We start from the raw sequence: 20,147 nt of genomic DNA, 5'->3' as shown, positions 1-20,147 counted from the left end.
GAAAAGCGGTTCGGTCGTCCCCTGACCGCTTTTCCACCTTCCAATTTCTCAGGCCGGTGCGTCCGGCTGCCGTAACAACCGGCTTTGAGGCCGTTCAGGGAATAAACCAATGTTTCAGAACCGGGCCGAAGCGCTGGCGCTTGCCTTGCCCGCCGCAATTTTCGCGGCGGCGGTCTTTCTCGTGCCGGTCTTCATCCTGCTGTCGGAGGGGTTTCGCACCACTGACGGCTGGACATTGTCGGCCTATGCCGCCTTCTTTTCCGATCCGCTGAACCAGACGGTTTTCCTGCGCACGCTGAAGCTCGGCGCGCTTGTCACCGTCGTGTCGGCGGTGGTGGGTTATGCGGCGGCTTTTGCCATCGTCAACCTGTCGTCGGGCAAGAAGGGCCATGTGGTCAATCTCGTCGTGCTGCCGCTGATGATCTCGCCGGTCGCCCGCACCTATGCCTGGATCGTCATTCTCGGCAGAACCGGCATCGTCAATCAGGCGCTGCAGGCGGTGGGGCTGAGCGATGCGCCGATCCGCATCCTGTTTTCCGAAACGGCTGTCTTCATCGGCCTTCTGCAACTCTTCCTGCCGTTGATGATCATCTCGCTCATCAGCGCGCTGGAGAATATGCCGAAGGATACGATCGCGGCCGCCCGCGTTCTCGGTGCGAACTGGTTTCAGGTGTTCTGGAAGGTTATCCTGCCCCTCACCAAGGAAGGGCTGGTCGTTGGCGGTACGCTGGTCTTTACCGGTTCGCTGACGGCCTATATCACGCCCGCCATTCTCGGCGGTTCCAAGGTGCTGATGCTGGAGACCCTGCTTTACCAGCAGGTGACGGTCTCCAACAATTTCGTTGCCGCCAGCGTCATCGCCTTCATCCTGATCGTCATGAGCTTTGCCGCCAATATCCTCTTGAAGCGCATCGCCACCGCGAGGAACAAGAAATGACCCGGCAGCTCTTCATTCCGCTCACGCTCCTTCTTGTCGTCGGTTTCCTGATCGGGCCGTTTCTCATCATCGTTGCGGCCTCGTTTTCGGCCGGCGATACGCTCGCCTTTCCGCCGCAGGGCTTTTCGCTGAAATGGATCGCCAAGGTCTTCACCGTCGAAAGCTTCCGCGAAAGTTTCGCCATGTCGATGTTCCTTGCCATCGGCGGCACCTTTGCGGCGCTCATCCTCGGCATTCCCGCCTCCTACGCCATGTCGCGCTACAAGCTGCCTTTTGCTGAAACCGTGCGCACCATCGTTTCCGCGCCCATCATCGTGCCCGGCATCATCGTTGGTCTGGCGCTGCTGCGTTATTTCGTCGTGCCCTTCGGCATCGGCATCACGCTTGCCCTGTTTCTCGCCCACACAGCGCTCATCCTGCCTTATGCGGTGCGGGTGGTATCGGCCAGCCTCAACAATCTGCGCTCCGATATAGAGGAGGCGGCGGTGCTGCTTGGCTCGTCGCGGCTCGGAGCATTTTTCCGGGTGGTGCTGCCGAATATCCGCGGTGGTATCCTGTCGGCTTTCATCCTCGGTTTCGTGACGAGTTTCAATCAGGTGCCGGTGTCGCTGTTCCTGTCGGGTCCCGGTGTGCGCACGCTGCCCATCGACATGCTCGGTTACATGGAAATCGTCTTCGATCCTTCGGTGGCCGCACTCTCCTCGCTGCTCGCCTTCCTTTCCATCGGCATCGTCTTCATGGCCGAACGTTTTCTGGGGTTCTCCCGTTATGTCTGACGCAAATTACCTTTCGCTCCAAAAAGTCTCGCTCGCCTATGGCGGCAATGTCGCCGTCAAGGACCTCGATCTCGATATCCGCAAGGGCGAGCTGCTCGCGCTTCTGGGACCTTCCGGCTGCGGCAAGACCACGACGATGCGCGCCATTGCCGGGCTGATGCCGGTGGCCGGCGGACGCATCGATCTCGATGGCGCCGATATCACTCGCGTTGCCGCAAACAAGCGCGCCGTCGGGCTGGTGTTTCAGTCCTATGCGCTCTTCCCGCATCTGACGGTTTACGAAAACGTCGCCTTCGGCCTGAAACTCAAGGGCATGAGCGGCAAGGCGCTGGAAGACAAGGTCGCCTCCGGCCTGAAATCGGTGGGCTTGTCCAGCTTCGCGTCGCGCAAGCCGGCGGAGCTTTCCGGTGGCCAGCAGCAGCGCGTTGCGCTGGCGCGCTCCATGGTCATGGAACCAAAGGTGCTTCTGCTCGATGAGCCGCTCTCCAACCTCGATGCCCGCCTGCGCCTTGAAATGCGCACCGAATTGCAGCGCGTGCAGAAGGAAACCGGCGTGACGATGATCTTCGTCACCCATGACCAGATCGAGGCGCTCGCGCTTGCCGACCGTATTGTCGTCATGAAGGGCGGCAAGATTGAGCAGATCGGCACGCCGGAAGAGATTTATAACGCGCCGGTTTCGTCCTTCGTGGCGGATTTCGTCGGCTTTGAAAACATCTTCGCGCTTGATGGCGGCGCGTTGAAAACCGCAAACGGCACAACACCGCTTACCGGACCAGTCCCTTCAGCATCTGGACTGGCCTGGCGGCCGCGCATGGTCACCCTCGGTTCAGGTCCTTTCCAGGGAACCGTGCGCGGCACCTCCTTTGCCGGCAACAGCCGCGAATATCTGCTCGATACGCCGCTCGGCCCCATCAAGGCGGAAACGGACGCCGCCTTGGCCGCCCACGCCATCGGCGATACGCTCGCCTTCGACCTGCCGGTTGACAAGGCGGCGAGCCTCAAGGTGTTCAGCTGACCATGGGTGTGTGGATCGATACCGATATGGGCTTTGACGACATCGCTGCCATCATGGTGGTGCAGTCGGCAGGTCTTGCCATCGACGGCATCTCGCTGGTCTTCGGCAATGCCACGCTGGAAGCGGTCTCCGGCAATGCCGCGGGTGCGGTTGCGGCCTTCGGCTGGTCGATGCCGTTCCATCAGGGCCGCGCCATGCCGGTTCTGGGTGCGCTGGAAACAGCGCAATCGATCCTGGGCGAAAGCGGCATTCCGACCGTCGGGCAAAGCCTGCCGGAGGCGCCGGCTCTGCCGAAAAGCGATGCCTTTGCAGCACTCTGCGGCTGGCTGGAGGGGACAGGCGAGAAGCGTATTCTCGCGCTTGGCCCGCTCACCAATATCGCCGCCCTGTGCCTTGCCCGGCCGGATCTTGCCGCCAGAATTTCCGAACTCACCTGGATGGGCGGCGGCGTGACGAGCGGCAACCACACGGCCTCGGCCGAATTCAACGCCTTTGCCGATCCGGAAGCGCTGGCCATCGTTCTTTCGCACGGCCTGCCGTTGCGCATGGTCGATCTGGACGCCTGTCGCAAAGTCACCGCGGGAGCGGCCGATGTAGCGCCGATCCGTAACGCCGGCGGTAAGAATGCCGGGCTGATCGCCGATTTGCTGGAAGGTTTCATCGGCATCGCCGCCAGCCGTGGCAGAGCCGCCATGGCGCTTTACGATCCCGTGGCCGCCGTCGGCTTTACCTCCGGTCTCATCGGTTGGCGTCATGCGCGGATTGATGTCGAGCTTCAGGCGACGCTGACGCGCGGGCGAACCGTGGTCGAGACGCGCGCTCAGAAAGCTCAGGCCTTCAACGCGCATTTCGCCGAGACGGTGGATGCCGAAGGTACGAAGACGGCGGTTCTCGAGGCGCTGCGCCGGGAGGCCGCCCGATGAGTGCGAACTCTTTGACAACCGAGCCTGCCGATCTCAACGACGACACGCTGCGCGCCCGTGCGGTCGCCGCCGCACGCGGTGATGCGCCTTTCGACATTCTCGTCACCGGTGGAACTCTGGTGGATGTGGTGACGGGAGAGCTTCGCGCCGCCGATATCGGCATAGTCGGCCCGCTGATCGCCAGCGTGCACGAGCGGGCAAGCCGGAGCGATGCCGCACGGATCATCGATGCGGCAGGCGCCTATGTCTCGCCCGGCCTCATCGACACACATATGCACATCGAAAGCTCGATGATCACGCCGGCCGCCTATGCGGCGGCGGTTGTCGCCCGCGGCGTTACCACCATCGTCTGGGACCCACATGAATTTGGCAATGTGCATGGTGTCGATGGCGTGCGCTGGGCGGTGAAATCAATCGAGAACCTGCCGCTGCGCGCCATTCTGCTTGCCCCGTCTTCAGTGCCGTCTGCGCCCGGTCTGGAATGTAGCGGGGCGGATTTCGATGCTGCCATTCTTGCCGATATCCTGACATGGCCGCAGGTCGGCGGTGTCGCGGAAATCATGAACATGCGCGGTGTCATCGAGCGCGATCCGCGCATGAGCGGCATCGTGCAGGCCGGGCTTGTCTCGCAAAAGCTGCTCTGCGGCCATGCGCGTGGCCTGAAAGATGCGGATCTCAACGCCTTCATGGCGGCGGGCGTCTCCTCCGATCACGAGCTTGTCTCCGCTGAAGACCTTCTGGCGAAGCTGCGGGCAGGGCTGACTATCGAGCTGCGTGGCTCGCACGATCACCTGCTTCCGGAATTCGTGGAAGCGTTGAATGCGCTCGGCCATCTTCCGCAGACGGTGACGCTCTGCACCGACGATGTTTTCCCTGACGATCTGCTGAAGGGCGGCGGGCTTGATGATGTGGTGCGCCGCCTTGTCGGTTACGGGCTGAGGCCTGAATGGGCGCTGCGTGCCGCCAGCCTCAATGCCGCCCAACGGCTCGGCCGCCCCGATCTCGGCCTCATCGCCGCCGGTCGCCGTGCCGATATCGCCGTCTTTGAGGATTTGAGCGGCTTTTCAGCCCGTCATGTTCTCGCCAATGGCCAAGCAGTTGCGGCAGGTGGCCACATGCTCGCCGATGTCCAGGCCTGCGATGCGACAGCCCTCAAAGGTTCGATGAAGCTGCTGCTGCGCAAGGCCGATGATTTCCGGGTCGCCTCGGAAGGGGCAAAGGTGCGCCTCGCCACCATCGACCGCCCGCGCTTTACGCAGTGGGGCGAGGCGGATGCCGAAGTGAAGGACGGTTTCATCGTTCCGCCCGAAGGCGCGACGATGATTTCCGTCACCCATCGCCACGGCATGGCCGAGCCGATCACCAGAACCGGCTTCCTCACCGGCTGGGGAAACTGGAACGGTGCCTTCGCCACCACCGTCTCGCATGACAGCCACAACCTCACCGTTTTCGGCGGCAATGCCGATGACATGGCGCTCGCCGCCAATGCGGTGATAACGGCAGGTGGCGGCATGGCTGTCGCTTCCGAAGGCAAGGTCACCGCAGTTCTCCCGTTGCCGCTTTCAGGCCTCGTTTCCGACGCCCCGCTTGAAGACGTGGCAAAGGCTTTCGAAGTATTGCGCGAAGCCGTCGGCAGGGTCGTGGAATGGCAGCCACCCTATCTTGTCTTCAAGGCCTGCTTCGGCGCCACGCTCGCCTGCAATATCGGCCCGCACCAGACGGATATGGGCATTGCCGATGTGTTGACGGGCAGGGTGATGGAGAGTCCGGTGATACGGGTGCGATGACCTTTTGGCTGTTCGAGTTAGATTTCAAAGCTGATTTTGGAGCCTAATCAACTACAAGTGCCAAATCATCGGATGTCAAAACGTTATGGCTTTGAGCGGCGTCTTTAATCCTCTGTCGTAGCGACGGAGCGATACTCCCATGATGTCGCTCTTCATCTAACAGTGCTCCACTCACCAGCGTCGAACGGATTGTCAACAGATTCGTTGTGTCAACAAACGAGGTGTGATTCAGAAAATGCGCTTCGAAATTCGTAATAGATACGGCGAGTTCGCGCGCTTTGCGGAATTGAGGCGGTTCACTATTTACAAAATAAAACCGGTTCGTTGCCGGACAAATGCATATGCAAAACTTATCATGGGGATTGGGTATAAAATCGCAATATATACGTAAAACGTCCCATTTCTGCATATCTCAACCTGTGCAACTCGAAGTTGCAATCAGGTGTTTTTTTGCGATTTCTGGATTGTCTAGGTCGTTTAGCCAGATTTCCACATTCATCTCGTTCGCTGCTGTGCCGACCCGTTCCCAAGCCTCGATATATGCGGGATCTTCGTGTGAAATTTCTTTAAGCTCGCCAAAAGACAGATGGCCGTATTTGTTGACTGCATCGGCAAGATATTCACGATCACTTCCAGATAGTAGAGGTGACGGCTCTGTTCCTTTAGGATACACATGCTGCTTGTTGCCATTTACTTCAATGACGACTCGCTCTTCTAGGCGATCTGCAACTTCATCTGGATATTCGCCATTCAATAGATTACGCACGGCAGATGGAACGGGACCGTGTTCCATCGCTACGTATCTGTCCCCAGTTATGGGACGTCCATAATCCATGATGTGTTCGCGATCTGCAAAAAACAGAAGCTTGCCGATGTAATATTGCGTCATTCCTGGCTTTTGCTGGGCCAGAAACTCAATTGCATCAACTGTTTTTTGCCAGTCGAAATTAAAACGTATCATTTTTCCACCTGATAACGCAGATCATGCGCCAGGCCGATTATTATATGAAATTTGTGACCAAAGCACGAACTTTCCAGCAATGTATTCGTGACGAATGGTACGGTCTAGAAGACGTGAGAGAATTTCAACAAATCTCACTCCGCCGCCAGTTCCTGCTCCACCAGCGTCGCCCAGAACGCCACGCCCGGCACGATGGCCGCATCGTTGAAGTCGTAGGAAGTGTTGTGGTGCAGCGCGCCGTCCACGGCCGGGCCATTGCCGAGCCAGACGTAGCAGCCAGGGGCTTCGCCCGCGAAAAAGGCGAAGTCGTCGCCGGCGGTCGAAGGCGGGAAGGCGGTGCGGGTCTTGTTGCCGAAGACGGTTTTTGCGGCGCGCAGCGCCCGTTTCGTCGCGTCCGCCTCGTTGATGACGGGTGGAATACGGCGGATGAATTCGTAATGCGCCTCGATGCCGAACATTGCCGCCGTGCCCTTTGCCAGCCGGCCGATTTCCGCTTCGAGCTGGTCGCGCACATCAGCCGCATAAGCACGCGCGGTGCCGCCGATTTCGACGAGATCGGGAATGACGTTGAGCGCCTTCGGGTCACCCGCCTGCACCGAACAGGCGCTGACGACGGCCGGCTGCAGCGGATCGACGACGCGGCCGACGATGGTTTGCAGCGAGGCGAGGAAGGCGCCGGCCGCCGTTACCGGGTCGCGGCCGAGATGCGGCTTGGCGCCGTGGGTGCCGATGCCCTTGAAGGTGACGCGCCAGCTATCGGAAGAGGCGAGCTGCGGGCCTTCCACCACGGCCATTTCGTCAACGCCCAGCCCCGGCATGTTGTGCAGGCCATAGACCGCATCGCAGGGAAACAGGGTGAAAAGCCCGTCCTCCACCATCTTCTTCGCGCCGCCGCGGCCTTCTTCGGCGGGCTGGAAAATGAAATGCACGGCGCCGGAAAAATCACGGGTCTTTGCGAGGTAACGCGCCGCACCCAGCAGCATGGCGGTGTGGCCGTCATGCCCGCAGGCGTGCATCTTGCCGGGAAATTTCGATTTGTAGGGCCGGTTGGGAACTTCCGGCATGGCAAGGGCATCCATGTCGGCGCGCAGGCCGATGCTGCGGGTGCCGTTGCCCACCTGCAATGTGCCGACCACGCCGGTACCGCCAAGACCGCGATGCACCTTCAACCCGGCCCTTTCGAGAAGATCGGCGACGATTGCGCTGGTTCTTTCCTCTTCGAAGCCCAGTTCCGGGTGCGCGTGCAGGTCGTGGCGAAGCTCCGTCAGGAATGGCAGGTCCTCGCCGATGCGGTCCAGCAGTCTCATGGGCGGCTTGTCCTTGAATATGGGAAAAACCCGCGTCATAGGTGGGTTCGTCCGAATGCCTGTTGCTTTGTTTCCTTCTAGCTGAAAAAGCCAATGAAATGAACCCGCAGCATGTTGCGGTTGTTAAAATGCCTGATGTGAAGAACCGGGTTGGCGTGGCTGAAAAATGTGAGCGCTTTTCGCCGCCCCGCTCCTGAAAGGAAAAGAACGATGCCGTCATCCGCATCGCCCGTCGTCCCATCCCCCGCCGCGCCTCATGAGTTCTGGCAGGATATACTTCCGCCCGCCACCGTCGATACGGCCGGTCCGCATTCCACCTTCTTTCCGGCGGAGCTGGATGACGGCCGGCAGATCTGCCTGCCGATAAGGCCGCTGGCGGATGGCGAGCATGCGCTTGCCTCGCTCATCGTCAATCAGGCTTCTTTTGAGGTGCTGGAGGTGCTGGCGGCCGATCTGGCTGCAAAACTTCTTCCCTTCAAGCCCGATGTCGTCATCGGCCTGCCGACGCTGGGGCTGACGCTTGCCGCCGCTGTCGCCAGGCATCTTGGCCATTCCCGTTACGTGCCGCTCGGCACCTCGCGCAAATTCTGGTATCTGGAGGAACTGTCGGTGCCCATGTCCTCCATCACCACAAGGCAGGAAAAACGGCTCTATATCGATCCGCGCATGCTGCCGCTCATCGAGAACCGGCGCGTGGCGCTGGTGGATGACGTGATCTCCAGCGGCAGTTCCATCATATCGGGTCTTTCGCTTCTCGCCGCCTCCGGCATTCGGCCTGCCGTCATTGGCGCAGCCATGCTGCAATCGGATCGCTGGCGGGAAAAAATCGCCGCTTTCGGGCCGGAGTGGCCGGAGCGGGTGAGGGGTGTTTTTTCAACGCCGCTGCTCACCAAAGCGGAAGGCGGCTGGCGCGCCTGACGAAACGCAAATTCCGCCAAAAGGCAAGTGGTGATAATTTCACCGCTGCCTAATTTGTGTCTTGCGAAGCTTTGTGAGATCGGCCTAAGATTACCGCCGACAGACAATAGCGGTCGGCGAATGGTGCGTCGGTTTGCTTTCGCTCGGTGTCATCCCGGCGTCTGCCCGCTCCCTTTGTTCTTGCCGGTTACTGGAATTTCTTCCCATGCATGCAGTGTTCGACGGTCATAATGATGTGCTGCTTCGGTTGTGGCGCAACAGCAAGGCCGGCGCCGATCCGGTGGCCGAATTCAAGAACGGAACACGCGAAGGCCATATAGACGGTCCGCGTGCAAGGGCAGGCGGTCTTGGCGGCGGCATCTGCGCCATCTATATCCCCTCCGGCGATCTCATTCTTCAGGAACCGGACGACAGCGGCCATTACAACACGCCGCTCGCTTCACCGCTGGAGCGCCAGCCCTCACTCGATATCGCCATGGAAAAGGCGGCGATTGCGCTGAGGCTGGACCGCGCCGGCGCCTGGCGGCTTTGTCGCTCCACGGCTGATATCCGCAAGGCCTTTGCCGACGATATTTTCGCTGCCGTGCTGCATATGGAGGGCTGCGAGGCTATCGGGGCCGATCTCGACGCGCTGGAGGTTTTTTACGCCGCCGGCCTGCGTTCGCTCGGCCCGGTCTGGAGCCGGCACAATATATTCGGCCACGGTGTCCCTTTCTCTTATCCCATGTCGCCCGATACCGCGCCCGGTCTCACCGATGCCGGTTTCGCGCTGGTGAAGGAATGTAACAGGCTCGGCATTCTCATCGATCTCGCGCATATCACCGAAAAAGGCTTCTGGGATGTGGCGAAGACCACCAACCAGCCTTTGATCGCCAGCCACTCCAACGCACATGCGCTCACTCCCGTCGCCCGCAATCTCACCGACAGGCAGATGGACGCTATCAGGGAAAGCGGCGGTCTGGTCGGCCTCAACTATGCCGTGACAATGCTCAGGCCCGATGGGCGTGACATTGCCGATACGCCGCTCTCCGACATGGTGCGCCATATCGATTACATGGTGGAACGTATGGGCATCGACTGCGTCGCGCTTGGATCGGACTTCGACGGCGCGACTGTACCCGTTGGTATTGCGGATGCCAGCGGCAACCACAATCTGGTTGCGGCGCTGAAATCGGCGGGCTACGGTGATGGAGAACTTGCTAAAATATGCCGGGAAAACTGGCTGCGTGTTTTGTCTGAGGCCTGGCGCGAGGCGGCCTGAGAACAGTTTTAAGCGAACCAAATCAATCTTATAACAAAAGGGGAGATCCTATGATCAAATCGCTCAACAAATCCATGCGTATTCTCAGCACCAGTGCCGCCTTGTCGCTGATGATGCTGTCTGCACCGCATGCCTTTGCCGCCACGCCGGCCGATACGCTGGTCGAAGGTTTTGCCATCGACGACATCATCACGCTCGATCCGGGTGAGGCTTTCGAACTCTCCGCCGCCGAAGTCACCGGCAATACCTACAGCAAGCTGGTTTCCATCGATATAAATGACACATCCAAGGTTGTCGGCGATCTGGCCGAAAGCTGGACGACATCCGACGATGGCCTGACCTATACGTTCAAGCTGAAATCCGACCTGAAATTCGCCTCCGGCAATCCGGTCACTGCCGATGATGTGGCTTTCTCTTTCGAACGCGCCGTGAAGCTCGACAAGTCGCCGGCATTCCTACTGACGCAGTTCGGCCTCAGCGGTGATAACGTCACCGAGAAGGCGAAAGCTGCAGATGCGAATACCTTCGTTCTGACGGTCGACAAGCCCTATGCGCCGAGCTTCGTGCTGAACGTGCTGACCGCGACCGTCGCTTCGGTGGTCGATAAGAAACTGGTCATGGAGAAGGCGAAATCCGTAACCCCGAGCGCCGATTACAAATATGATACGGATTTTGGCAACGACTACCTGAAGACCGGTTATGCCGGTTCCGGCCCTTACAAGATCCTCGGCTGGAAGGCCAATGAGGCCGTGATCATGGAAGCCAATCCGAATTATTACGGTGAAAAGCCGAAGCTCAAGCGTGTCGTCTACCGCCATATGAAGGAAAGCTCCGGCCAGCGTCTGGCGCTTGAAAACGGCGATATCGACGTGGCCCGCAACCTTGAGCCAGGCGACATGGAAGCCGTCTCCAAGAAGGAAGGGCTTGCCGTCACCTCCGCACCCAAAGGCACCGTCTATTATTTCAGCCTCAACCAGAAAAACGAAAACCTGAAGAAACCCGAGGTCATCGAAGCCTTCAAATATCTGGTCGATTACGACGCCATCGGCGCGACGATCATCAAGGGCATCGGCGAAATTCATCAGACCTTCCTGCCGAAGGGGCAGTTGGGTGCGCTTGACGAGAACCCCTACAAGCTCGACGTCGCCAAGGCAAAGGAGCTTCTCGCCAAGGCCGGCCTGAAGGATGGTTTCACCGTTACCATGGATGTGCGCAACACCCAGCCGGTGACGGGCATTGCCGAAAGCGTGCAGCAGACGCTGGCGCAGGCCGGCATCAAGCTCGAAATCATTCCCGGCGACGGCAAGCAGACGCTGACCAAATACCGCGCCCGCACGCATGATATCTATATCGGTCAGTGGGGTTCGGACTATTTCGACCCGAACTCGAATGCTGAAACCTTCACCATCAACTACGACAATTCGGATGAAGGCAAGAACAAGACGCTTGCCTGGCGTAATGCATGGGACGTTCCGGAGCTGACCAAGGAAACGCAATCGGCGCTTTTGGAGAAGGACAGTGCCAAACGCGCGGCGATCTACCAGAACCTGCAGAAAGAAGTCCTGGCGAAGGGTCCCTTCGTCATCATCTTCCAGCAGACGGAAGTTGCCGGTTATTCCGCAAAGCTCAAAGGCCTGAAGCTCGGTCCGAGCTTCGACACCAACTATGTCTACAACATCTCCAAGGAATGATCCGGAAGGATCGGGCTCTTGAGCATCGTTGAAGCAAACAGCCGGGCGAGGCAGGGCAAACGCCGTGCCAACGCCCGCGTGAAAGCCGTTCTCGGCTTCGCCGTCACCGTCATCACCACCTTCCTGGGGTTGATGGCGGTCACATTTTTCATTGGCCGTGTGGTGCCGATCGATCCCGCGCTGGCGATCGTCGGCGACCGTGCTCCCGCGCATGTGGTCGAGCGCGTGCGTGAGCAGCTCGGCCTCAACCTGCCGCTCTGGCAGCAGTTCTTCCTTTATCTGAAGCAGGCGTTGTCCGGTGATTTCGGCACCTCTGTCCTCACCACCAATCCTGTCATGGAGGACATCAAGCGGGTGTTCCCGGCGACGATAGAGCTTGCCACCATCGGCACGATCATCGGCGCCGTCTTCGGTATTCCGCTTGGCGTGCTTGCCGCCGTGAAACGCGGCAGCTTTGCCGATCAGGTGGTGCGCGTCATCGGCCTTATCGGTTATTCCGTGCCGATCTTCTGGCTTGGCCTTCTGGCGCTGTTGGTGTTTTACGCCCGGCTGCAATGGGTGGCTTATCCCGGGCGAATGGACATTGTCTATGAATTCACCTTCACGCCGGTCACGGGCTTCTTCCTGATCGACGCCATCTGGCAGCGGCAATGGGACGTGTTGTGGGATCTCTTCCGCCACATCATCCTGCCGGCCTCTCTGCTCGGTTATTTCTCGCTGGCCTACATAAGCCGCATGACGCGTTCCTTCATGCTGAACGAGCTTGCCCAGGAATATATCGTCGCGGCACGCGCCAAGGGGCTTTCGGAAACGCGCATCATCTGGTTCCACGCGCTGCGCAATGCCGCCGTTCCGCTGGTGACGGTGATTGCGCTCTCCTATGCCGGTCTGCTGGAAGGTTCGGTGCTGACCGAAACCATCTTCGCCTGGCCGGGGCTCGGCCTCTACATCACCAATTCTCTGCAGAATGCGGATATGAATGCTGTTCTCGGCGGCACGATCGTGATCGGCGCCATCTTCGTCGGCATCAATCTCTTCTCCGATCTGCTTTACCGGACGCTCGATCCAAGGACGCGCAGCCGATGACCCTTTCGACCGATACGATCAAACCCTATAGCCGCGAATGGCTGCTCTCTGACCGGCCGGCCTCGCGCAGGCAGGCGCGGCTTGGGCGCGCCTATGTCATCTGGCGGCGCTTTTCAGAAAACCGGCTGGCGCTGCTCGGGCTCGGCATCATCATCGCGCTGCTATTCGTGGCGCTGTTTGCCGATGTTCTGGCCCCGCATAACCCGGTGCAGGGGGACCTGCGTAATTCCCGGCTTCTGCCACCCGGCACGGCCGGTTATCTGCTTGGCACCGATGATCAGGGGCGTGATATTCTTTCGCGCCTCATCCACGGTTCGCGGCTGACCCTGTTCGTTGTGCTCTTGGTTGCCATCATCGCCGCTCCTATCGGACTGATCGTCGGCACCGTTTCGGGTTATGCCGGGGGATGGGTGGATGCGGTTCTGATGCGCATCACCGATATTTTCCTCGCCTTCCCGAAGCTCGTTCTGGCGCTGGCGCTGGTCGCGGCCCTCGGGCCGGGCATTGAAAATGCGGTGCTCGCCATCGCGGTCACCTCATGGCCGCCCTATGCGCGCATCGCGCGCGCCGAAACCATGACCTTCCGCAATTCCGATTTCATCGCGGCGGTCAAACTCATGGGCGCGTCGCCGTTCCGTATCGTGCTAAAACATGTCATGCCGCTGTGCATGTCGTCGCTGATCGTGCGCGTGACACTGGATATGGCCGGCATCATCCTCACCGCAGCCGGTCTCGGCTTCCTTGGCCTCGGTGCCCAGCCGCCGTTGCCGGAATGGGGCGCGATGATCGCCGCCGGCCGCCGGTTCATTCTCGATCAATGGTGGGTTGCTGCCATGCCGGGTATCGCGATCCTCATCGTCAGCCTCGGTTTCAACCTTCTGGGCGACGGCCTGCGCGATGCGCTGGATCCCAAGGAGGCGAACCAATGAGCGCGCCGCTTCTGACCGTTGAGAACCTGCGCGTATCCTTCCCCACCCGCACCGGGCTGGTGGAGGCTGTGCGCGGGGTTTCCTTCACGCTCGGCCGCGAGCGTCTCGGCATCGTCGGCGAATCCGGCTCGGGCAAATCGCAGACCGGCCGCGCCATCATGGGGTTGACCCCGAAAAACGCGCGTATCGAGGCGGACGCCCTTCGCTTCGGCGATATCGATCTGCTCAAGGCCTCTGCAAAAGAGCGAAGGATCATGCGCGGCAAGCGCATGGCCATGATCCTGCAAGACCCGAAATATTCGCTGAACCCGGTCATGACCATTGGTCGCCAGATCATGGAAACGCTGCGCACCCACGAAAAGATCGGCGGCAGCGAGGCGCGCCAGCGCACGCTTGCCATGCTCGAAGCGGTGCAGATACGCGATCCCGAGCGCGTCTTCGATCTTTACCCGCACGAGGTTTCCGGCGGCATGGGCCAGCGTGTCATGATCGCCATGATGCTGGTCTGTGGCCCGGAGCTTCTGATCGCCGACGAACCCACGTCGGCGCTGGACGTAACGGTGCAGCTGGAAGTGCTCGATATCCTTGACAAACTGGTGCGGGATCGCGGCATGGGACTGATTTTCGTCAGCCACGATCTGCGCCTCGTCTCTTCGTTCTGCGACCGTGTTCTCGTCATGTATGCCGGCAAGGTTGTGGAAGAACTGTCCTCCGCCAATCTGAAGGAAGCGAAACATCCCTATACGCAGGGCCTGCTGAACTGCCTGCCGGAAATTGGCGGTCACCGGCATCCGCTGCCGGTTCTGGAACGTAAGCCGGAGTGGCGCGCATGAGCACGGTTCTTTCTATCAGAGACATGGTGGTCGATTTCGACGGTTACATCGCGCTCGACAGCGTCAGCATCGATGTGGCCGAGGGTGAATCCTTCGGCATCGTCGGCGAGTCCGGCTCCGGCAAGTCGACCCTGCTGCGCGCCATTGCCGGCCTAAACCATTTCGACGAAGGCTCGCTGATGGTGGCAGGGCGCTCCTATGCCGGCAAGCACCGCGACAAGAGCTTTTATAGCGATGTGCAGATGGTATTCCAGGACCCCTATGGTTCGCTGCACCCGCGCCAGACGGTGGATGCGCTGCTGCTCGAACCGCTGGTCATCCACGGTCTCGACAATCGCGAACAGCGCATTGCCCGCGCACTGGACGAGGTGGGGCTCGGTTCCGGCTTCCGCTTTCGGTATTCGCACCAGCTTTCCGGCGGCCAGCGCCAGCGCATCGCCATTGCGCGTGCGCTGATCGTCGAGCCGAAAATCCTGCTTTTGGACGAGCCGACTTCGGCGCTCGACGCCTCCATTCAGGCGGAAATTCTTAACCTGTTGGAACAGGCCCGCAAGGACCGCAATCTCACCTTCGTCATGGTCAGCCACGATCTCGGCGTCATCAGCCACATGTGCGATCGCCTTGCTGTGATGAAAAGTGGCAAGGTGGTGGAAATGCTGGAGGCTGAGGCGCTGGAAAGCCGGGAATTCAGCGCGGATTATACCCGCCAGCTGCTTGTGGCGAGCGAGGGTTTCAAGCGCGTTTGATTGGCGAGGCGTTGCCTCCCTTTCTTCTCCCCGCCCGGGGAGAAAATGCCCCGAAGGGGCAGATGAGGGGGCCAGCTCTCTGCATCTCTCTGCCGTCGCCCCCTCATCCGGCGCTACGCGCCACCTTCTCCCCGGCGGGGAGAAGAAACGACCTGCAACCTCTCGCTTCTTATGCGCCGTCAACGTCCCGGCCGATGTATTCTCTCTCCCCGCCGCGGTGGTATGCTGGCCGCCAACGCCGACCCACCCGAAAAAGGTACCCACCCCATGCAATTGCGCGCACTGATGTATTTCGACGAACTGGTCCGCACCAATTCCATGCGCGCCGCGGCGGAAAACCTGAATGTGGCGCCGACAGCGGTGAGCCGGCAGATAGAGAACCTCGAATATTATTTCGGCTCGCCTCTGGTGGAGCGTTCCAGCCGTGGCGTGAAGCTGACCGCTGCGGGGGAGCTGCTCGCCGCCCGCGCCGGCAAGACGCTGCGGGAACTCGACCATGTGCACCAACTGATAGACGATCTGAAAGGCCTGCAACGCGGCCGGGTCACGGTCTATGCCAATGGTGCGACGGTGGCGAACCTTCTGGCGCCGGTGCTGGCGCAGTTCAGCCTGAAATATCCGAAGCTGCGCTTCGAGGTGCATATTACCAGCGCCCGCCAGGCAATGGAGGCGCTGGGGGCGGCGGAAGCGGACCTGGTCGTCAGCCTGTTCGCGCCGAAAGTCTCCGGTGTGAAAGTGCGCTCGCGCACCCGTATCAGCTATGACGCGATCTTTCCCGCCGGTCATGCGCTTGCCGGGCAGGCGGAAGTTTCGCTCAAAGAGCTGGTCGGGCTGCCGCTCGCCCTGCCGGACAAGAGTTTCGCTGCGCGTCAGGCCTTCGACACGATGTTTGCCGATGCCGGCATCGAGCTTGATCCCGTCTTCATCACCAGCTCTTTGGAAATGCTGAAGGAACTGGTGCTGGGCCACGCCGCCGCCACGCTTTTGCCGGCGCTTTCGGTGGCGCGTGAAATCCGCAGCGGACAGATGGTCGCCGTTCCGCTCTCCGGCAAGAAAGGTATCCACACCCAGATCGATCTCTGTGTTGCGCCGGACCGGCAATTGTCCTTCGCCGCCTCCAAGCTTGCGGACTTCATTGAGCGCTTCATGCGCGAGGCGACGGCAGGGTAGTTTCTTCTCCCCGCCGGGGAGAGGAATTAGCCAGCATGGAGAATTGCCCACCAAGGTTGATTTCCATCCGCATTTGCGTGTAGCCATTTCAGCTACACGGAGCACACAAAAATCGAGATTGTGTGTGCGCCTGCAACATGACACTCTTTTTGCAACGGGCGGTCTTCGGAAGGGCAAAAATGCCCCGGCCGCCAGACAGGGGACAATGATGCCACGCACTTATCTTTCGCAGGCGGCAACGCTTTCGCGCCGCGCCGCGCTGACCCTCGCATTAGGCACGGCGCTCTGGCTGCCGCTTTCGGTAACGGTGGCCGAAGCCGCGCCAAAAACCACGCTGACGCTTGGCATGGCCGTCGAGCCGGCCGGCCTCGATCCGACCACCGCCGCGCCCGTGGCCATCGGCCAGGTCACCTGGCAGAATGTCTTTGAAGGTCTGGTGAAGATCGACCGCGAAGGCAAGGTGAGGCCTCAGCTTGCCGAAAGCTGGGAAATTTCCCCTGATGGCAAGACCTATACGTTCAAGCTGCGCAAGGGCGTTACCTTCCATGATGGCGAGGCTTTCGATTCCTCTGTCGCGAAATTTTCACTGGATCGGGCGCGTGGCGAAAGCTCGGTCAATCCGCAGAAACGCTTCTTCGCTGCCATTGACAGTATCGAGACGCCGGATGCCGCAACGCTGGTGCTGAAGCTGAAGCAGCCGGCCGGTAGCCTTCTCTACTGGCTCGGCTGGCCGGCCTCCGTGATGGTGGCGCCGAAAAGCGCCGAGAATAACCGCACCACGCCGGTCGGCACCGGCCCGTTCAAATTCGTGAACTGGGCCAAGGGCGACAAGGTCGAGTTGCAGAAGAACGACGCCTATTGGGACAAGGCCGTGGCGGTGAAGCTGGAGAAAGCGACCTTCCGTTTCGTCTCCGACCCGCAGGCGCAGGCCGCGGCACTGAAGTCCGGCGATATCGATGCCTTCCCGGAATTCGGCGCACCGGAACTGATGACCTCCTTCGATGGCGATGCGCGCCTTGGCACCTTCGTCGGCAATACCGAACTCAAGGTCGTGGCGGGCATGAACAATGCCCGCAAGCCGTTCGACGACAAGCGCGTGCGTCAGGCGCTGATGATGGCGGTGGATCGCGGCACGGTGATCGAAGGCGCCTGGTCCGGCTTCGGCACTGCCATCGGCAGCCATTACACGCCGAATGATCGCGGCTATATCGATACGACCGGGGTACATCCCTACGATATCGACAAGGCCAGGGCGTTGCTTGCCGAAGCCGGTTATCCGGATGGCTTCAACTTCACCATCAAGGCGCCGCAAATGGCCTATGCCCAGCGCACCTCGCAGATCCTGCAGGCTATGTTTGCCGAAATCGGCGTGACCATGACCATCGAGACCACCGAATTTCCGGCGAAATGGGTTGCGGATGTTCTCAAAGGCGCGGATTACGACATGACCATTGTTGCCCATGCGGAGCCGATGGATATCGATATCTACGCGCGCGACCCGTACTACTTCAATTACAAGAACCCGGGCTTCAATGAGGTCGTGGCGAATGTCGAAAAGACGGCGGATGCCGGCGAGCAGGAGAAGCTCTATGGCGAAGCCCAGAAAATCCTCGCGGAAGATGTACCCGCTCTTTTTCTTTTCGTCATGCCGAAACTCGGCGTCTGGGACAAGAAGGTGAAGGGGCTTTGGGAAAACGAGCCGATTCCCTCGAATGTGCTGACGGATGTGCATTGGGAAGAGTGACTTTTGTCGTGAATGGCGGGGCGCACTCCTCTCCTCCACCTCATTCCTGTGCTCGTCACAGGAATCCAGCCAGCCCAAGTCCTTGGGCTGAGGTGAGTTTTTCCGCCGCGCGGACGCGCGTCGACTGTATCCCTGTGACATCCTCGGGCATGTTCCGGGGAACAGGGATGAGGGAAGAATGCGCGAGATGACAGCAAATCTCTCCACGATATCCGGCTACAAAACCAAGCAAGGAGAAGATGCCAGATGTTAGCCGTCCTCATCCGGCGTCTTTTAAGCCTCGTCATCACGCTGTTTGCCGTTTCCCTCATCATCTATATCGTCATGGGCCTGCTGCCGGGCGATCCGGCGGCCATCATGCTCGGAACCTCGGCGAGCCCCGATACGCTCGCGGCGCTGCAGAAGCAGATGGGCCTCGATCAGCCGCTGCCGCTGCGTTATCTCCACTGGCTGGCCGGCGTGTTTCATGGCGATCTCGGGCAATCCTATACCTATGGCGTGCCGGTTGCGGGGCTGATCCTGGAGCGACTGGCCGTTACCCTGCCGCTTGCGCTGCTGGCCGTCTGCCTTTCGGTGGCCATCGCCATTCCGCTCGGCGTGGCGGCGGCGAGGAGCCGCAACGGGGCGCTGGATTTTGCGGCCGGGCTATTTTCGCATGTGGGCATTGCCGTGCCCGGTTTCTGGGTCGGGCTGCTGCTCATCATCGTCTTTTCCACCACGCTCGGCTGGATGCCGGCCGGCGGTTTTCCCGGCTGGACGCCGAACTTTTCAGCGGGTCTCACGGCGCTCATCCTTCCGGCGGTCGCGCTGGCGCTGTCGCAGGCCGGGGTTCTCACCCGTGTGTGCCGCTCCGCCGTGCTGGAAGTGATGAATGAGGATTTCGTGCGCACCGCACGCGCCAAGGGCCTGAGCGAGCGGGTGGCGCTGTGGCGGCATGCGGTGCCGAATGCAATGATCCCTGTCGTCACCATGATCGGCCTGCAATTCACCTTCCTCATTGCCGGCGCGGTGCTGGTGGAGAATGTCTTCAACCTGCCGGGCCTCGGGCGGCTTGCCTATCAGGCGCTGACCCAGCGCGACATCGTCGTCATGCAATCCGTCGTGCTGTTCTTCTCGGCGTTGGTGATCGTCATGAATTTCGTGGTCGATATCGCCTATCTCTTCATCGATCCGAGACTGCGGGCAGGTGCGCGATGATGCGATTGATCCGCCGCCGCCCCGCCTTTGCCGTCGGCATCGCCGTCACGGTCTTTCTGGTCGCAGTCGCCCTGCTGTCGCTGGTCTGGACGCCGGTGTCCCCCACAAAGATGCAGATCGTTCAGAAGCTGAAATCGCCCTTCGTTTATGGGGGGCTCGGCACGGATCATTTCGGCCGCGACGTGTTGTCGATGCTGATGGCCGGTGCGTGGAACTCGCTGTCCACCTCCATCGCCGCCGTCGCCATCGGCGCATTTATCGGCACGACCATCGGCGTTGCGGTTGCGGCGCTGCGCGGTTTCACCGAAACCGTGGTCATGCGCATCTGCGACATCATCTTCGCCGTGCCGCCCATCCTGTCGGCGATGATGCTCGGCGCTTTCATCGGCACGGGCCGTTTCACCGCCATCATCGCCATCGCCACCTTCATGGTGCCTGTGTTTGCCCGGCTGACGCTGGGGGCGGCGTTGCAGATATGGTCGCGGGAATATGTCACCGCCGCCACCAGCATCGGCCAGAACCGCGCCAAGATCACGCTTTTCCATATCGTGCCAAATATTTCCAACCAGATCATCGTGCAGGTGACGATCCAGCTCGGTCTTGCGATATTGACGGAAGCCGGCCTTTCTTTCCTCGGTCTCGGCATGCCGCCGCCCGCCGCTACCTGGGGGAGGATGCTGGCCGATGCCCAGACCTATCTCGGAACAGCACCCTGGCTTGCCATCATGCCCGGCCTTGCGATTGCGCTCGCCGTCTTCGGCCTCAATCTTCTCGGCGATGGCCTGCGCGACCTGCTGGACCCGCGCGATACAAGCTGACCGTTTCAAGCCGATATCGCCCCTATTTCCTGTTTTCTGACGAGA

Annotated in this window: 18 protein-coding genes; 16 read left to right on the top strand and 2 right to left on the bottom strand. The window is 60.4% G+C overall.

Going from position 1 to position 20,147, the window contains the following annotated elements; all coding sequences use genetic code 11:
* Nucleotides 1-109 precede the first annotated feature (109 nt).
* The 5 genes from PL599_RS09630 to PL599_RS09610 are packed head-to-tail and all read left to right on the top strand — an operon-like array spanning nt 110 to nt 5,441.
* The gene (locus PL599_RS09630; RefSeq protein WP_149148288.1) at nt 110-937 is read left to right on the top strand and encodes an ABC transporter permease; all 828 of its coding nucleotides are present in this window, start codon (nt 110-112) and stop codon (nt 935-937) included.
* A complete protein-coding gene (locus PL599_RS09625; RefSeq protein WP_003499009.1) occupies nt 934-1,713 on the top strand; it encodes an ABC transporter permease in 780 nt (259 codons plus the stop codon). The genes PL599_RS09630 and PL599_RS09625 overlap by 4 nt, the downstream gene beginning before the upstream one ends.
* Nucleotides 1,706-2,731: an ABC transporter ATP-binding protein gene (locus PL599_RS09620; RefSeq protein WP_142913196.1), complete on the top strand. Its 1,026-nt coding sequence runs from the start codon at nt 1,706-1,708 to the stop codon at nt 2,729-2,731. The genes PL599_RS09625 and PL599_RS09620 overlap by 8 nt, the downstream gene beginning before the upstream one ends.
* Nucleotides 2,732-2,733: 2 nt before the next feature.
* Complete coding sequence (locus PL599_RS09615) at nt 2,734-3,654, top strand: nucleoside hydrolase (protein ID WP_269824835.1); 921 nt, start codon at nt 2,734-2,736, stop codon at nt 3,652-3,654.
* Entirely contained in the window at nt 3,651-5,441 is a 1,791-nt protein-coding gene (locus PL599_RS09610; RefSeq protein ID WP_269824836.1) for an adenine deaminase, read from the top strand. Before PL599_RS09615 ends, PL599_RS09610 begins: the two co-directional genes overlap by 4 nt.
* A 412-nt stretch (nt 5,442-5,853) precedes the next feature.
* On the opposite strand, the gene PL599_RS09605 is transcribed toward PL599_RS09610, so the two are convergent.
* Complete coding sequence (locus PL599_RS09605) at nt 5,854-6,402, bottom strand: Panacea domain-containing protein (protein ID WP_269824837.1); 549 nt, start codon at nt 6,400-6,402, stop codon at nt 5,854-5,856.
* A 134-nt stretch (nt 6,403-6,536) separates the two neighbouring features.
* Nucleotides 6,537-7,709: a M20 aminoacylase family protein gene (locus tag PL599_RS09600; RefSeq protein ID WP_269824838.1), complete on the bottom strand. Its 1,173-nt coding sequence runs from the start codon at nt 7,707-7,709 to the stop codon at nt 6,537-6,539.
* Between the two features lie 210 nt (nt 7,710-7,919).
* Here PL599_RS09600 and PL599_RS09595 point away from each other — a divergent pair, with 210 nt between their 5' ends.
* From PL599_RS09595 to PL599_RS09545, 11 genes are all read left to right on the top strand, one after another.
* Nucleotides 7,920-8,627 (top strand): phosphoribosyltransferase, encoded by a 708-nt coding sequence (locus PL599_RS09595; protein ID WP_269824839.1) that lies wholly within the window; start codon nt 7,920-7,922, stop codon nt 8,625-8,627.
* 205 nt (nt 8,628-8,832) lie between these two features.
* Nucleotides 8,833-9,888 (top strand): dipeptidase, encoded by a 1,056-nt coding sequence (locus PL599_RS09590; protein WP_077984085.1) that lies wholly within the window; start codon nt 8,833-8,835, stop codon nt 9,886-9,888.
* Nucleotides 9,889-9,938: 50 nt separating this feature from the next.
* Nucleotides 9,939-11,579 (top strand): ABC transporter substrate-binding protein, encoded by a 1,641-nt coding sequence (locus PL599_RS09585; protein WP_269824840.1) that lies wholly within the window; start codon nt 9,939-9,941, stop codon nt 11,577-11,579.
* Between the two features lie 18 nt (nt 11,580-11,597).
* Entirely contained in the window at nt 11,598-12,665 is a 1,068-nt protein-coding gene (locus PL599_RS09580; RefSeq protein ID WP_077984083.1) for an ABC transporter permease, read from the top strand.
* A complete protein-coding gene (locus PL599_RS09575) occupies nt 12,662-13,594 on the top strand; it encodes an ABC transporter permease (protein WP_269824841.1) in 933 nt (310 codons plus the stop codon). Before PL599_RS09580 ends, PL599_RS09575 begins: the two co-directional genes overlap by 4 nt.
* The gene (locus tag PL599_RS09570) at nt 13,591-14,427 is read left to right on the top strand and encodes an ABC transporter ATP-binding protein (RefSeq protein ID WP_003523148.1); all 837 of its coding nucleotides are present in this window, start codon (nt 13,591-13,593) and stop codon (nt 14,425-14,427) included. The genes PL599_RS09575 and PL599_RS09570 overlap by 4 nt, the downstream gene beginning before the upstream one ends.
* Complete coding sequence (locus PL599_RS09565; RefSeq protein WP_077984147.1) at nt 14,424-15,173, top strand: ABC transporter ATP-binding protein; 750 nt, start codon at nt 14,424-14,426, stop codon at nt 15,171-15,173. Before PL599_RS09570 ends, PL599_RS09565 begins: the two co-directional genes overlap by 4 nt.
* A 267-nt stretch (nt 15,174-15,440) precedes the next feature.
* Complete coding sequence (locus PL599_RS09560; RefSeq protein ID WP_077984146.1) at nt 15,441-16,343, top strand: LysR family transcriptional regulator; 903 nt, start codon at nt 15,441-15,443, stop codon at nt 16,341-16,343.
* 208 nt (nt 16,344-16,551) lie between these two features.
* On the top strand, nt 16,552-18,087 hold the full coding sequence (locus PL599_RS09555) for an ABC transporter substrate-binding protein (protein ID WP_269824842.1): 1,536 nt from the start codon (nt 16,552-16,554) through the stop codon (nt 18,085-18,087).
* Nucleotides 18,088-18,333: 246 nt separating this feature from the next.
* A complete protein-coding gene (locus PL599_RS09550) occupies nt 18,334-19,284 on the top strand; it encodes an ABC transporter permease (RefSeq protein WP_173991512.1) in 951 nt (316 codons plus the stop codon).
* Nucleotides 19,281-20,102 (top strand): ABC transporter permease, encoded by an 822-nt coding sequence (locus PL599_RS09545; RefSeq protein WP_003499034.1) that lies wholly within the window; start codon nt 19,281-19,283, stop codon nt 20,100-20,102. The genes PL599_RS09550 and PL599_RS09545 overlap by 4 nt, the downstream gene beginning before the upstream one ends.
* The last annotated feature ends 45 nt before the right edge of the window (nt 20,103-20,147 follow it).

Origin of the sequence: Agrobacterium sp. ST15.16.055 (genome assembly GCF_027956555.1) — a bacterium.
Classification (GTDB): domain Bacteria; phylum Pseudomonadota; class Alphaproteobacteria; order Rhizobiales; family Rhizobiaceae; genus Agrobacterium; species Agrobacterium salinitolerans.
Note: the sequence above shows the minus strand (reverse complement) of the source record. Positions and strands in the feature narration are given on the sequence as shown.